The organism is Streptococcus mitis (assembly GCF_905187535.1).
Lineage (GTDB): Bacteria > Bacillota > Bacilli > Lactobacillales > Streptococcaceae > Streptococcus > Streptococcus mitis_BS.
In genome coordinates, this window is the sequence record NZ_CAJJIE010000002.1 from 26,872 (window position 1) to 42,347 (window position 15,476).

General features: G+C 40.6%; 15 protein-coding genes. All 15 read right to left on the reverse strand.

All coding sequences use genetic code 11. From position 1 onward, the window contains the following. Positions 1-32: 32 nt before the first annotated feature. Complete coding sequence (locus tag JQ841_RS00655) at positions 33-1,163, reverse strand: ABC transporter ATP-binding protein (protein WP_000229944.1); 1,131 nt, start codon at positions 1,161-1,163, stop codon at positions 33-35. A 112-nt stretch (positions 1,164-1,275) separates the two neighbouring features. Further along, complete coding sequence (locus JQ841_RS00660) at positions 1,276-2,145, reverse strand: helix-turn-helix domain-containing protein (protein ID WP_203179818.1); 870 nt, start codon at positions 2,143-2,145, stop codon at positions 1,276-1,278. 3 nt (positions 2,146-2,148) lie between these two features. Then, positions 2,149-2,535: a Mini-ribonuclease 3 gene (locus JQ841_RS00665; protein ID WP_000567927.1), complete on the reverse strand. Its 387-nt coding sequence runs from the start codon at positions 2,533-2,535 to the stop codon at positions 2,149-2,151. Then, on the reverse strand, positions 2,528-3,871 hold the full coding sequence (cysS, locus tag JQ841_RS00670) for a cysteine--tRNA ligase (RefSeq protein WP_000591110.1): 1,344 nt from the start codon (positions 3,869-3,871) through the stop codon (positions 2,528-2,530). Before cysS ends, JQ841_RS00665 begins: the two co-directional genes overlap by 8 nt. An 81-nt stretch (positions 3,872-3,952) precedes the next feature. Then, positions 3,953-4,837: a GNAT family N-acetyltransferase gene (locus JQ841_RS00675; RefSeq protein WP_203179819.1), complete on the reverse strand. Its 885-nt coding sequence runs from the start codon at positions 4,835-4,837 to the stop codon at positions 3,953-3,955. A gap of 11 nt (positions 4,838-4,848) precedes the next feature. Then, the gene (gene cysE, locus JQ841_RS00680; RefSeq protein WP_000539977.1) at positions 4,849-5,466 is read right to left on the reverse strand and encodes a serine O-acetyltransferase; all 618 of its coding nucleotides are present in this window, start codon (positions 5,464-5,466) and stop codon (positions 4,849-4,851) included. A gap of 15 nt (positions 5,467-5,481) precedes the next feature. After that, complete coding sequence (gene pnp / locus JQ841_RS00685; protein WP_203179820.1) at positions 5,482-7,695, reverse strand: polyribonucleotide nucleotidyltransferase; 2,214 nt, start codon at positions 7,693-7,695, stop codon at positions 5,482-5,484. A gap of 451 nt (positions 7,696-8,146) precedes the next feature. Further along, entirely contained in the window at positions 8,147-9,013 is an 867-nt protein-coding gene (metF, locus tag JQ841_RS00690; protein ID WP_084862959.1) for a methylenetetrahydrofolate reductase [NAD(P)H], read from the reverse strand. 61 nt (positions 9,014-9,074) lie between these two features. Further along, positions 9,075-11,324, reverse strand: a complete 2,250-nt coding sequence (gene metE, locus JQ841_RS00695; RefSeq protein ID WP_000108228.1) for a 5-methyltetrahydropteroyltriglutamate--homocysteine S-methyltransferase — start codon at positions 11,322-11,324, stop codon at positions 9,075-9,077. Positions 11,325-11,584: 260 nt separating this feature from the next. Beyond that, positions 11,585-11,878 carry a helix-turn-helix domain-containing protein gene (locus JQ841_RS00700; protein ID WP_203179821.1) on the reverse strand — a complete coding sequence of 98 codons (294 nt, stop codon included), beginning with the start codon at positions 11,876-11,878 and terminating at the stop codon, positions 11,585-11,587. Further along, positions 11,868-12,233: a type II toxin-antitoxin system RelE/ParE family toxin gene (locus JQ841_RS00705; RefSeq protein WP_203179822.1), complete on the reverse strand. Its 366-nt coding sequence runs from the start codon at positions 12,231-12,233 to the stop codon at positions 11,868-11,870. The genes JQ841_RS00700 and JQ841_RS00705 overlap by 11 nt, the downstream gene beginning before the upstream one ends. 157 nt (positions 12,234-12,390) lie before the next feature. Next, the gene (locus JQ841_RS00710; protein WP_203179823.1) at positions 12,391-12,756 is read right to left on the reverse strand and encodes a TIGR02328 family protein; all 366 of its coding nucleotides are present in this window, start codon (positions 12,754-12,756) and stop codon (positions 12,391-12,393) included. Continuing rightward, positions 12,740-13,144, reverse strand: coding sequence for a YbgA family protein (locus JQ841_RS00715; protein WP_203179863.1), 405 nt, complete (start codon positions 13,142-13,144; stop codon positions 12,740-12,742). The genes JQ841_RS00710 and JQ841_RS00715 overlap by 17 nt, the downstream gene beginning before the upstream one ends. Positions 13,145-13,198: 54 nt before the next feature. Further along, a complete protein-coding gene (locus tag JQ841_RS00720; RefSeq protein WP_203179824.1) occupies positions 13,199-14,959 on the reverse strand; it encodes a DNA/RNA helicase domain-containing protein in 1,761 nt (586 codons plus the stop codon). 15 nt (positions 14,960-14,974) lie between these two features. Continuing rightward, a complete protein-coding gene (locus JQ841_RS00725) occupies positions 14,975-15,304 on the reverse strand; it encodes a MazG-like family protein (protein WP_203179825.1) in 330 nt (109 codons plus the stop codon). Positions 15,305-15,476 lie beyond the last annotated feature (172 nt).

Here is a 15,476-nt window from a genome sequence, read left to right on the forward strand (position 1 = left end):
GATTTCTAGCAGTGTTTTGACATTTCATTTGCTTAGTAGACTGTTTTTTCAGTTTCTACGTCGAAGAAGTGTGCTTTGTTCAAGTCAAATCCAAGTTCAACTGTTGCACCTGTTTGCAAGTAGTCACGAGCATCAACTTTGGCAACAAATTCATCTTTACCAACTTGGCAGTAAAGGTGAGATTCTGAACCAAGCAATTCTGATACAGAGATAGTAGCTTTGACAACTGATTCTGGGAATGTTTCAAGGAAAGCAGGTTCTGCATTCACGTCTTCTGGACGGATACCGAAGATCAATTCTTTACCTTCGTAGCCTTTGTCACGAAGAACTTTCAATGCTCCTTCTGGAACTTTCAAACGGAAACCGTCAGAAACAATTTCGCTACCAACCAATTTCACGTTGATGAAGTTCATAGCTGGGCTTCCGATGAATCCTGCTACGAATTTGTTAACTGGGTTTTTGTAAACTTCTTGAGGTGTACCGATTTGTTCTACACGTCCGATAGTACCTGTACCAGCAGGGTTTTTAGTTGCTGACATGATAACGATACGGTCTGCAAGTGTCATCGCTTCTGTTTGGTCGTGAGTTACGTAGATAGTTGTAGCTCCGATACGACGGTGGATTTTAGCGATTTCAGCACGCATAGATACACGAAGTTTTGCATCCAAGTTTGACAAAGGTTCGTCCATCAAGAATACTTTTGCATCACGGACGATGGCACGACCCATGGCAACACGTTGACGTTGACCACCTGAAAGGTCAGCTGGTTTACGATCCAAGAATTCTTTCAAACCGAGGATTGCAGCTGCTTCTTGCACACGTTTATCGATGTCTTCCTTGCTGTATTTACGCAATTTTAAACCGAAAGCCATGTTGTCATAAACAGTCATGTGTGGGTAAAGAGCGTAGTTTTGGAATACCATGGCGATGTCACGGTCTTTTGGAGCTACGTCGTTGACAACCACGCCATCGATAGATGCAGTACCTTCTGTGATGTCTTCAAGACCAGCAATCATACGAAGAGTTGTTGATTTACCACATCCTGAAGGACCTACGAAAACGATAAATTCTTTGTCTTTGATGTCCAAGTTGAAGTCTTCAACTGAGTAGTGTTCGCTGTTTGGATATTTTTTGTAAATGTTTTTAAGATTCAATTCTACCATGAGGTGAACTCCTTTTTTCTTTTGATAGTTTTATTATAGATGAAAACGCTTTACATTTCTATGGCAAGGTGACCAAAAAAACAAAAAAGTTCTGTGCAACTTGCACAAAACTTTATAAAACATCTGGTAAAATCAACTGATAACACAAGGTCAGGTCAGTCAATTCCTTCAATTGAAGCCCTGTCAATTCTTCCCATTTATCAATCTTGTATTGGAGAGAATTGCGGTGCAAGTAGAGTTGCTGGGCTGTTTTAGTTAAGACAGCACTATTTTCCCAAAGGGAAAGAATGATTTCCTGAATCTGGTCTTGATCCAAAATCATCTGGTGTAGACATTCTTTAATGACTCTCAGGTCCACAATTCTTTCCCCCATACTCCAAAGATAGAGTTGTGAAAAGGTGTGAACACCTTGGTGACCCTGACGCCACCAAGTCTTAAACAAATCGCGCTCTGCTTTAATCAAGTCTGATAGGGCTTGATGGCCTGTCTGAGACCAAACCTGGCCCAACATGATTGACAGACGAAGTCCAAAGTCATACTCAACCGCTTCAATCGTATCACTTAAAATAGCTCGTACAGAGGTGTATTTATCTTGTTGAAGTACGAAAACATAATCCTGAGCCCCAACCTGAAGCACCGTCTGACAGTTAGGAAAAAGGGTCCGCATCATATCCAGCCAAGAAGCTAGATTTTCCTGCTGAAAATAGGAAAGATGACAGTAAACCAGCTGAATCTTTTTAAAAGCTTGTGGTGCCTGTCCCTTACCCTCAATCAGATAAGAATACCAAGGATTGAGCGAACGAGCCTGCTCCTGCTGGGTCAAAAGGGCAACCAACTGCTTTTCACGCTCGCTGAGCCCAGCTTCCTCCAGCAAAATCCACTGCTGAGAAGCTAAAGGGAGAGTGAGATAGCCCTCTTTCTCTACTGGTTGGTCTGAAATCTGAGCTTCAGGAAACCAGTCTTGTAGTTCTTTTGCTATCATGTCCTAGCCCTCCACTTTTTGGATGCACCACGAAATCAAGCTCTCAAGACGTTCCAGATTTTCAGTCATATGGAGATAGCCCATGACTGCTTCAAAACCTGTGGACATACGGTAAGTTACCACATCAGCATTTTTAGCCTTGGTGTGACTATTGGTATTGCGACCACGTTTATAGATTTCTTCTTCTTTTTCTGTTAAGACCTGCTCCTCTAACATAAGGGAAATCAGGCGAGCCTGAGCCTTGGCTGAGACATACTTGGTCGCTTCTTGGTGGAGTTTATTGGGCTTGGTCATACCTTTGAGGATGAGGTGACGGCGAATATACATAGAATACACCGCGTCCCCCTCAAAAGCTAACGCAATCCCGTTAATGAGATTGACATCAATCACGTGTCCACCTCACTCCATCTTTGGTGTCTAGGAGCTTAATCCCTTGAGCAGCCAATTGGTCACGGATATGGTCCGCTGTCGCAAAGTCACGATTGGCACGCGCTTCTTGGCGTTTTTGGATCAAGTCTTCAATCTCTGCATCCAAAACTTCCTCAACAAAGACAATCCCAAAGACTTCTAACATGGCTGCAAGAGCTTCCTTAACACTTGCATCATAGTTGCCAGAATTGATCCACTTGGCCATTTCAAAGACTACTGTGATTCCATTTGCCGCGTTAAAATCTTCATCCATTGCTGCTACAAACTTATCTTTAAAAGCTTGCAACTCTTGAGCATTTACAGTTCCAGTAAATGGTTGCTCATAGGTGTTTTTCAAATACTTGAGATTGGTCTCAGCGTCTCGCACTGCCTTTTCCGTAAAGTTGATAGGCTTACGGTAATGTTGTGTCGCAAAGAAGAAACGAAGTACTTGGCCATCAAGGTTTTTGAGGGCATCGTGCACTGTGATAAAGTTGCCCAAGGATTTGGACATCTTGACATTGTCGATATTGACAAAGCCATTGTGCATCCAATAGTTGGCAAAGGTCTTGCCTGTTTTGGCTTCTGACTGGGCAATTTCATTGGTATGGTGAGGAAACTCTAGGTCAGCTCCACCACCGTGAATATCAATGGTGTCGCCCAAAATCTCTGTCGACATGACTGAACACTCGATGTGCCAGCCCGGACGACCAGGTCCCCAAGGACTGTCCCAAGAAATCTCGCCTGATTTGGCAGATTTCCAGAGGGCAAAGTCTACAGGATTTTCCTTACGAGCTGTTTCTTCATCGGTACGACCTGAAGCACCCAGCTCCAAATCTTCCAAGGTTTTATTAGCCAATTTGGCATAGTTGTGAGATTTTTCCACACGGAAATAGACATCTCCTTGACTCTCGTAGGCAAAGCCTTTTTCAATCAAATCTTCCACAAAGCGGATGATGTCAGCCATAAACTCCACCACACGCGGATGGCGGGTCGCAGGTTTGACGCCCAAGGCTGTCACATCCTCACGAAAGGCAGCGATGTACTTGTCCGCAACCTCCTGAGGCGTGATGCCTTCTTCCTTGGCACGGTTGATAATCTTATCATCCACATCCGTGAAATTAGAAATATAGGCAACTTCGTACCCACGATACTCAAAGTAACGTCGAATCGTATCAAAAGCTACCGTCGAACGGGCATTCCCTACGTGGATATAGTTATACACGGTTGGCCCACAAACATACATCTTGACCTTGCCGTCCTCAATCGGGACAAATTCTCGCAAATCACGAGACATAGTGTCATAGATTTTAATCATAAATCATAGTTAGGAAAGCTAAAATCCAAGAACAATTAGTTTCATCACTAAGAGTTCAATTGAATTTCAGTCCGAATCTCTCTACACTTCGGAATCCCTTGCTCCTTTCTCATTCAGATAAACCACCTGGGTCTGTTTGACAAAGCCAATTTTTTCATACAAGCGCTTGGCACCTACATTGCTGTCCTCTACTGCAATCTGAAATTCCTTGTCATTTTGCTCAATTAGTTGGTTGACAAGGGATTTTGCTAAATAGCTTCCATAGCCTTTCCCACGTTCAAGTTCTGATATTGCTAAACCGTAGAAGTAATTCGTATTAGTCGATAAATCAACTGTACAAGTCCCAATGACCTCACCGTTTTTTAACAAAATATATAAGCGACTTTCTGGATCCTTCAGAGCTTCAGCGATATATCTATCCACAACTTCTCTCGATTCATGTTCCTCTGAAAATGCCTGAAATTTTAACTGACTAATTTGATTTTGATACGAACTATCTGCTAACAAAACTTCAAGATTGGAAAACTTTTCTAACGGATAAGGGCTTCTATCCTTACCTAACCAGGTTTCTGTCTCTTCATCCTCGACCAATCCCCAGTTGCTGACAAAATCAGGATGACGTTCTAGAAAAATACGTTCTGTCTGAAAAGTAACTGAACGAATAGGGAAAGAAGCCGTTTCTTTCTCAAAACTAGTAAACAATGCACGTGCAATTCCCTGACGGCGATGATCTGGATGAACCAGTATCGTCACTTCTACATCTTGGTCATCTGCATAGACAGTTAATAAACCAACAAGTTCGCCTTTTTCATAATAAAGGAAAAAGGCGGGCATGTTTGGGTCAAAATTAAGCATGTTAGAGAGATAGGGATCACGATAGGTACCGTCATAGTTTTGACAACAGTTAATTAGTTTTTTCGCCTCAGATAGCTCCTCTTGGCTTAACTTGTTTCTTACTTGAATCATATAGGTATCCTCTACAACCCAGATGATCTGTGACTGGCTTCTTTAGCCTGCTCAAGTTTATTGACGTAGTACTCTCGTTTTTCTTCGACTTCGTGAATGATCGGCTCATCCTTTTTACCATGTACACGGACAATCTTAGCCGGAATACCGACAACCGTCACATCACTAGGTACATCTGCCACGACAACTGCTGCTGCACCGACCTTGGCATTTTCACCGATTTCTACTGGTCCGATAACTTGGGCATGGGCTGATATGAGAGCTCCTTTACGAACCGTCGGATGGCGTTTGCCAACATCCTTACCAGTTCCACCAAGAGTCACCCCGTGATAAAGGAGAACACCCTTTTCAACAATCGCTGTCTCCCCAATCACCAGACCAGAACCGTGGTCGATAAAGACACCTGAATCAATCTGGGCACCTGGATGAATCTCAATCTGAGTCCAAAAGCGCCAAAACTGACTGTGCATACGAGCCAGGAGTTTGAAGCCATGCTTCCAGAGAAAATGCGAGAGACGGTGGGCCGCCAAGGCCTTGACACCTGGATAAGTCAGCAAAACCTCCAAAGTGGTGCGGGCCGCTGGATCATTTTCTTTTACGATATCAATGGTTTCGCGCCACCATCCCATACATTTCTCCTTTTCTTATTCTGAATCTTTTGGTGTTTCTGTAAATTCTTTCTTAGGTTTGTGATCCTTGTGATGACGTGGGCGGTGAGGTCTCTCAGACTTTTCGCCTTTTTCATCACGTTCAGGTTTTGGAGGACGAGGAAGAAGGGCTTTCATAGAAGCATCCACACGTCCTTTTTCATCAATCTTGATAACCTTAACATCAACTTCATCCCCGATTGCTACCAAGTCTTCGACATTATTGGTACGCGTCCAAGCCATCTCAGAGATATGAACAAGGGCATCTGTCTTGTCAAAGAGGTTAACAAAGGCACCAAATTTCTCGATACGAACGACTTTGGCACGGTAAACTTCATCCACCTTGGCTTCACGGACCAAACCAGCAATAATTTCTTTAGCACGGTTAATAGCATCTTGGTCGCTAGAGTAGATAGATACATTTCCTTCTTCATCGATATCAATCTTAACACCTGTTTCGGCGATAATCTTGTCGATGGTTTCTCCACCTTTACCGATGACAATCTTGATCTTGTCTACATCGATCTTGATAGTATCAATTTTCGGAGCAGTTGGAGCCAATTCTGGACGAACTTCTGGAATAGTCGCTTCGATCACATCAAGAATTTCAAAACGCGCTTTCTTGGCTTGGGCAAGAGCCTCAGTCAAGATTTCTGCAGTGATCCCTTGGATCTTGATATCCATTTGAAGGGCTGTAATCCCGTCACGAGTACCTGCAACCTTAAAGTCCATATCTCCAAAGTGATCTTCCAAACCTTGGATATCTGTCAAGACTGTGTAGTTGTTTCCATCTGAGATGAGACCCATGGCAATCCCTGCTACTGGTGCCTTGATTGGCACACCACCAGCCATAAGGGCAAGCGTTCCCGCACAGATAGAAGCTTGAGATGAAGAACCATTTGATTCCAAGACCTCAGCTACCAAGCGGATAGCATATGGGAATTCTTCCAAACTTGGCAAGACTTGAGCAAGTGCACGCTCACCGAGAGCACCGTGACCGATTTCACGACGACCTGGCGCACCGTAACGACCAGTTTCCCCAACAGAGTATTGTGGGAAGTTATAGTGGTGCATAAAGCGTTTCTTGTACTCTGGATCCAAACCATCAATGATTTGAGTTTCACCCATCGGAGCCAATGTCAAGACTGAAAGAGCTTGAGTTTGCCCACGAGTAAAGAGACCAGAGCCGTGCACACGAGGAAGGAAGTCAACAACCGCATCCAAAGGACGGATTTCATCAACCTTACGACCGTCAGGACGTACCTTGTCTTCTGTGATCAAACGACGCACTTCTGCGTGTTCCATTTGTTCCAAGATTTCAGCCACATCACGCATGATACGATCAAATTCTTCGTGGTCTGCATATTTTTCTTCATACACAGCAGTAACTTGGTCCTTAACTGCTTGAGTTGCAGCTTCACGAGCCAATTTTTCTTCTACTTGGACTGCCTTTTGGAGGTCACTGTTGTAGGCTGCAATAATTTCAACCTGCAATTCAGCATCCACATGAAGCAATTCTACTTCTGCTTTTTCCTTACCAACTGCTGCAACGATTTCTTCTTGGAAGGCAATCAATTCTTTGACTGCTTCGTGCCCTTTAAGGAGGGCTTCCAGCATGATTTCTTCTGACAATTCTTTAGCACCAGACTCTACCATGTTGATGGCGTATTTGGTACCAGCTACTGTCAATTCAAGGAGCGATTGCTCTGCTTGTTCTTGCGTAGGGTTGATGATGATTTGGCCATCTACATATCCCACTTGTACCCCAGCAATTGGTCCGTCAAATGGAATATCTGAAATAGACAATGCTAATGATGAACCAAACATAGCTGCCATTGGAGCAGATGCATTTTCATCGTAAGAAAGAACCGTATTGATGACTTGCACTTCATTACGGAAACCTTCCGCAAACATTGGACGGATTGGACGGTCAATCAAACGCGCTGTCAAAGTCGCATCTGTTGAAGGACGTCCTTCTCGTTTCATAAAGCCACCAGGAAACTTCCCAGCTGCATACATTTTTTCTTCATAGTTGACTTGAAGAGGGAAGAAATCTCCAGTTGCCATTTTCTTAGACATAACGGCAGCAGTCAAGACAGTTGACTCACCGTAACGTACAACAACAGAGCCATTTGCCTGCTTAGCAACCTGACCAGTCTCTACAATTAACTCACGACCCGCAAAAGTCGTTTGAAACACTTGTTTTGTCATTTTAATCCCCTTTGGATTGATGAAATTATACGCCTTGCCTACAAAGATCAAGATACTAAGGACGTCAAAAGCAAAGTAAAAATAGGAAACTGACGAAGTCTTCGATGAAGACAAGACAGTTTATCTTTTTTACACAGCTTTTCGGCCGGGTTCAATTATACAAGATAGCATTCGATTGACGCAGTGTGCGATGCACACTAGGAAATCTATCTTTTTCACTAGGGATTTAGCCCGTGTTCAACTATTTAGATACTTTGAAAAGTTTAAAAATATTATTCTTTAGTATTTTTCCTTTTTATAGCAGATTTGAATAGTTAAAAATCTGTTTATACCCTCATCTTTGTATCAAGTACGTACAGAGTCTATTTTATCATATTTTTCTTAAAAAGTGCGGTCTTTACCATTAAAAAGGAACCATTCCCCTCACCTGAGAAGAATGGTTTGCTTTTTATTATCCTAGAGACTGATGATTAAACAAGGCATGGGTTGCTTGGTGGATATATTTTGCTGTTTCTGCATTGTTCATGGTGTAGAGATGCACTCCAGCAACATCTTGAGTTACCAAGTCCACGATTTGGTCCACTGCATAGGCAAGTCCTGCTGCTCTGAGCGACTCAGGGTCATGCTCATACTTGTCTAAGATAGCTTTAAATTTACGTGGAATATGGATATTCTCACAAGTCTTCAAGAGGCGAAGAGCTTGATTTCGATTCAGAATTGGCATAATCCCTGCATGAATAGGAACATCAATTCCAGCCAAGATGCACTTGTCTTGGAAATCATAGAAGCGCTCATTGTCAAAGAAAAGCTGAGTTACGAGGCTCGAGCAGCCTGCATCCACTTTCTTCTTGAGATTTTGGATATCTGAAATCTGATTTGGCGAATCTGGATGGCCTTCTGGATAGCAAGCTCCGATAATATCAAAGTGAGGAGCTTGCTCCTTGATGAACTCGATCAAGTCTGTTGCATAACGGAAATCCTTTTGAGGTTCCACATCAGGGATAATATCCCCACGAAGAGCCAAGATTTTCTGCACGCCAACCTTGTCCAAGTCAGCAATAGTTTCAGCCACCTTGTCCTTAGTTAAATAGATGGCTGGCAAGTGAGCAATAGTCGGAATCGCCAAGTCATTTTGGATAAAGTCAGCCAAACGAACCGTCGTTTCCTTGATATTAAATTTATTATTACTGGCAGTTACACTGATAAAGTGAGGAGCCAACTCCTGCATGTCCTGCAAGGCTGAAATAATTTTATCATTACCCACTTCTGGGTTTGGAGGGAACACTTCAAATGAGAGTGACGGTGTTTGGCGTGACATAGTCCTTATCCTTTTCTTTTTGATTTCATTTTGAACAACCGTTGTAGGAAGAAATCTAATCTTACAATTTCTCACGCGCAGCTTTAGCTGCTTCAACAAGGCGGATCAAACTTTCTTTTGTTTCTGGAATACCACGTGTTTTCAAACCACAGTCAGGGTTGATCCAAACTTTCTTGCTTGGTACTTTAGCAAGGATGGCTTCGATTGTGTTGTCGATTTCGCCTTCATTTGGCACACGAGGTGAGTGGATATCGTAAACCCCAGGTCCCACTTCAGTTTGGAAGTTTTTCGCTTTAAGTTCGTCCAAGATTTCGAGGTTTGAACGGCTAGCTTCAAAGGAAATAACGTCCGCATCCATGTTGTCGATAGCTGGGATGATATCTGTAAATTCTGAGTAACACATGTGAGTGTGGATTTGTGTATCTGGCGCTACTGTTGAGTGTACCAAGCGGAAGGCAGGAATTGCCCAGTCAAGGTAGTCTTCGTACCAGTCGCTACGACGGAGTGGCAATTTTTCACGAAGAGCAGCCTCATCGATTTGGATGATTTTCACACCAGCAGCTTCAAGGTCAAGCACTTCATCCTTGATAGCAAGGGCGATTTGAAGAGTAGAATCCTTGATAGAGATGTCTTCACGTGGGAATGACCAGTTAAGAATTGTAACAGGTCCAGTCAACATACCTTTAACAGGTTTGTTTGTACGGCTTTGTGCATAGCTAGACCATTTGACAGTGATAGGGTTAAGACGAGTGACATCACCCCAGATGATTGGTGGTTTCACCCCACGCATACCATATGATTGTACCCAACCATTTTTAGAGAAGAGGTAACCTGACAAGTTTTGACCGAAGTACTCAACCATGTCATTACGCTCGAACTCACCGTGAACAAGGACATCAAAGTCGATATCTTCTTGCCATTTGATCCATTCATCGATTGTTTCAGCAAGGAAAGCATCGTACTCTTCTTGAGACAATTCACCTTTACGGTAAGCCAAACGTTTCGCACGAACTTCCTTAGTTTGAGGGAATGAACCGATCGTTGTTGTTGGAAGAGCTGGAAGTTTGAAAGCTTCTTCTTGGATAGCTTCACGTTCTGCAAAGGCTGGCAAACGAGTGTAGTCAGCGTCTGTCAAGCCAGCGATACGCGCACGAAGTTCCGCATTTTCACCAACACGCTCAGTCGCAAAGAGTTCTTTGTTAGCTGCAAGTGCTTCTTCACCTTGACCATTGCGGATAGCATCCAAATCACGAATCTCATCCAATTTTTCAACTGCAAAGGCAAAGTGGTTCAAGATAGCTGGTTCAAATTCTTCATTAGCAGTTGTAAATGGCACATGAAGAAGTGAGCATGAGCTTGTCAAGACAATGTTTTCAGCTGGAATTTGCTCAAGAACAGCCAAACTCTTTTCGTAGTTGTTGCGCCAGATGTTTTTACCATTGACAATACCTGCATAAAGAGTCTTGTCAGCTGGGAAACCACCTTTAACGAGTTCAAGAGTTTTCTTACCTTCAACGAAGTCCAAACCAATCGCATCTACTGGCAAGTTCACAAGGTCAGCGTAGACGTCACGAACATCACCGAAGTAAGTTTGAAGCAAGACTTCAAGACCTTTTTTATCAGCCAAAAGTTTGTTGTAAAGGTTCAAGAAGAGAGCTTTTTCTTCAGCTGTCAAATCTTTGACAAGAGCCGCTTCATCCAATTGGATACGAGTCGCACCAAGTTCTGCCAATTTAGCAAAAACTTCTTGGTATGCAGCAACTAAGCTGTCTACGAAGTCTTCCGCTTTCACGCCTTCTTCAAAGTCTGACAATTGAAGGAAAGTAAATGGACCTACAAGAACAGGACGAGTGTTGAGACCAAGTTCTTTTGCTTCTTGGAACTCATCGAAAATCTTGTGACCTGCAAGTTTGACTTGAGTGTCTTTTTCAAATTTAGGAACGATGTAGTGGTAGTTGGTGTTGAACCATTTTTTCATTGGAAGGGCGCGAACGTCCCCTTTTTCTCCTTGGTAACCACGACCCAAAGCGAAGTAGCGCTCAAGGTCAGACAAGTCCAAGTTTTGAACTGAAGCAGGTACCACGTTGAAAAGGAAAGCTGCATCTAGGAAGTTGTCATAGTGAGAAAAGTCATTTGATGGAATTTCAGTGATACCTTTTTCTTTGACGATGTTCCAGTGTTTAGCACGCAAGTCTTTTGCGGCTGCTAAGAGTTCTTCTTCTGAGATTTCTTTTCTAAAGTATTTTTCAGTTGTAAATTTTAATTCGCGGAATTCGCCCAAACGAGGGAAACCGATGATTGTAGTTGACATGATGTGTCCTCCAAAATTTGTTGTTGAAACTATCTTAACAGAAAAGAAAGCGTCTGTATAATTGTAAAAAATTAGGCTTTGATATAGTTTGAAACTATATCTCTGTTTTAAACAAAAGAAAAAGACCTGAGACAAATGCCTCAAATCCTTTGTGTAGCTTGTTTTATAGCTCTATTTCAGTTATGCTCTTCAAACGCGTTATTAGTAATTCTTATAAATGACTATTGCTTGTTATTAGAAAAGACTATAAGTCAGTTTATTTAGCTCTTTTCCTGTTCGAGGGGGACGACTGCTAATGTCTTTCCTAAACTGGCTAGGACTTTTAAGACTGTGTCCAACTGAGGACTTGTCTTTCCTGTTTCCATCCTAGCTATGACAGGCTGGCTTACTCCACTCAGTTCTTCCAGCTTTTTCTGACTGATTCCTTGCTCATGTCTAGCTTCTATCAACTCACTCATAATAGCCACTCGCATATTACTTTCAAGGATTTCCTCCTTTGTAAAGAGCTCAGAGCGGACATCCTTCCAGTTACTTCCAATAGCACTATTCTTCATCACTTAACCCTCTTTCTTTTAAGTCCTTCAGTTCACGCTTGGCTTTTTCAATTTCTCTTCTAGGAGTTTTCTGAGTCTTTTTGACAAAATGATGTAAAAGAACAAAACTACCATCAACCCATGCTACAAATAAAATTCGATCTCTCAGTGGTCTTAGTTCCCATATCTCATCTTCCAAATGTTTGATATAGGGTTCCCCAGCTCTCGTACCATGCTGACTAAGCAACTCGATATAGTCATTTAGTTTATTGAGTTTGATGCGGCTATCCTTACTTTTCTGACTAGCCAGTTCTCTCATATAATCCAAGACTGGCTCGTTTCCATTTTTGTTCTTATAGAAGTAAATCGTATGCACCAAGCAACCTCTTTCTAATTTAATTATAACTCAAAAGTTATTGAAAGTAAAATCTTAACACTCATAAAAAGAAGACCTTAGAAAAACTCCAAAGGTCTCATCTTTATTATTCGAAAAAATTACGGGAAGAGTTATAAATCAAAGACAATTCTTACTATTATTCCAGCTCTATCCCCTTCTCACGGAGATTAGCCAGACACTCCTCATAGTAGACATCGTCATGTTCGCTGTATATAGGGCTAGTCAACTTCTCCTCTGCTAAATCTTCATAGAGAGGGCAAGTCTTACCACGGTAGTTCTTGTCCAGCCACTCTGGACTGACATTGTAGCCACGGTTAGCCATCTCCTCCATGATCAAGCGATGATAGGCATAGAGACGATAGGGCGAGTGGGTAAAGACATAGTCAACCGTCTCATGCTTTCTGCCCCAGCCATTGCCACGCAGGGCGCAACACTCTCGATGCTGTCCCAAGAGTTGAGGACGAGGAAGCTGTGAAATCAAAGCCTCATGCCAAAGTCTCATGGGAGTCTCCTTTCAGTAAAGTCGAATGTTGCAAGTAGGTATTTGGATAGCGATCAAGCAAGTCTCGAGTCTTAGCGATTAAGTCTTCCTTAGAAGCCTGACCAAATCGGTAGCGATCCAACAAGAGCATATAGTCTTTGCGCTCAGCATCTGTCGCTTTCTTTTTGAAATAGCCCCAAATATGCTGAAAGGCATTACAGACCTGACCCCTGTGTTCTGTAATCTGGCAGGCACGGTCAATCATCTCCTTAACCTGACTCACCTCCACCTCTTCATTCTTGAGATACTGACGAATCTCATTGTAAATATTGCTAGAATGACTCAAAACGAGGTATTTGTTTCTCGCCCAGAGTTGTTGGCAAAGGGCACGTTGGTTGTTATTATTCATAACTGACATTATACCATGTTTGGATTCAAAAAAATCTATTACCACCTTATACTTTTATAAAATTGCATCTTTTAAAGCCGCTTGAAGTTCTTCATCTACTGCGTAGATATAGAGTCCATTTACTCCTCTTGTAAGTAAAACATTTAATTCATTTTTCAAAAGATCTTCACCAAAATTTTTCATTTCACCATTTTCGAGTTTCCTGTTTTGAACTGCTCCTTTATTTTTACTAGCAGAGACATCAAACTTTATTTTACCATCTCTATATTTAACCGATGGGCCAATAATAACTCCAGCATAATTCAAATCAAAACCTTGCACAGTAAAAGTGGATCCTACTTCATCAATAGTTTGTGGTTGTTCAATCCAAGAAAGTTTAGAGTTTTTCCTATCTCTACTCAATTCTCTATTCCAAGGACATAACCAGCCATCTATTTCCACACACCAATAATTTTTATATTCATCTTTATATCTATCTTTATATTTTTCTTTAGGTTTAGATTGACTACTATATTCCCAATCATAGGTTGCTATTAACCTAGAAATCCCTAAATGCCGATTCTCATCTTTTAATTTAATAGCATCCTGTAATTCCTTTGGAGAATTAAATATTTGGATATCATAGTTCTTGTCTTCTTTTAATTTGGTAATTTCTCTTTTATCAATAATATTTCTAATCCAACTAATTGTAGATTCACTAGCTTTTATACGCATTTGATTATTTAATTCAATTAAATTGCCAGACAGACTCGCTTGATGCTGTAAAGTCAAAAATGAATTATCTACCCATATTTGAGATTTATTCATTATTTGATTATCATCGTACACTAAAACTACTACTTTCGATTTTGATAGTATATCCTTTAAATGATTGCCACCTTGATAAGCTTGATTTTTTGCAGTCAAAAGTAAGTGCCCTTCATCAATAACGACTATACCAGCATCTACATCTTGTTTTTTCAGTGCATTTAGAAACTGGGTTGGTTTCATAGCAACATCAAGATTTAACCCACTCTTCCATTCAAGCTTTTTCTCTATTTCTTTATAGACACTCAATTGATCATCATGATTAACAACCAAATTAATTGCATTATTTTCTCTGATGAAATCCGTGTCATCAGAATTTAATAGATCATCGATTAAAGAACTCATCAAAACAGTTTTACCAGCACCAGCTTCTCCTTTAACCAAGATTAAAGTTCCAAACTCGTTCTTACTAAGCGCTGATGTAATTTTAAAAATGATTTCATTTTTTGCTTTTAATTGCTCATTGGTTAATTTATGAAATGGGGAAGATTTAAAAATTGCAGAATTTCTAACAATACTTTCTGCTGGAAATAAATACTTATTTTTCTTATTTAATGAACTCCAAATTTTGGTAAAAATCTCATCAATCTCATCAGAAGTATAATATTTATTTTGAGGATTCCCTCGCCTGTTTTGAACATTTGAAACATTATCAACGCTTAATAAATACAACATTAGTCTATTCTCAATATCTAGTGTTAAAGACTTATTAAAGTGGTGATGACCTATAACAAACATTTTAGTAGTGTTTGATTTTGAAAATTTAGCCCAATCTTCTCTAATTTCACCTAAATGTTGATTAGTACGACGTACAATATCTGTTGTTTCACCTACATAAACACTATAACCATCAGAATTTTTATCATTTACAATATATATAGTCGGATATTCAAACAATAGCATCTTGTTTTCATCACGAAAACTGATTTTTAAAGTTTCCTGTAAAGTGTCTAATGAACCACTTTCATATTTTACTTCTTCAATTACTGGTTTCAATATTTTACTCATATTAGTTACTCAACACTATAATTCAGTATATTTTTTATTATTCCCCTTACTTAATTTAACAGGATATTTCGCTTTATTTTTTTCTAATTTTTCTTCAATAATCTGTTCTATATCCAGTTGTAAATTATCAGCTAACATCATTGAATATATTAGCACATCTGCTAATTCTTCTTTAATTCTTTCAAGAGAATTTGTTGTAACTTCTTCAGACTGCTTCCATTGGAACAATTCTAGAAGTTCACTAGATTCCAGCAAGATAGAAATAGCTAAATCTTTTTCATTGTGAAATTTTCTCCAATCCCGATCATCTCTAAATTTATTAATTTTATCTATTGTTGACTTCATTTATTTTCTCCGATATAAATTTACTTATACACATTATATCATGAAACCCGTTCTTAAATTTTATAATTGGAATAAAATTAGGTTTAAATTCTTGAGCTTCACTCTAATCCAAAAACAATCCATTCCCCCTTTCTCCTCCAAAATATGGTATAGTAGAACTATACTATCTATG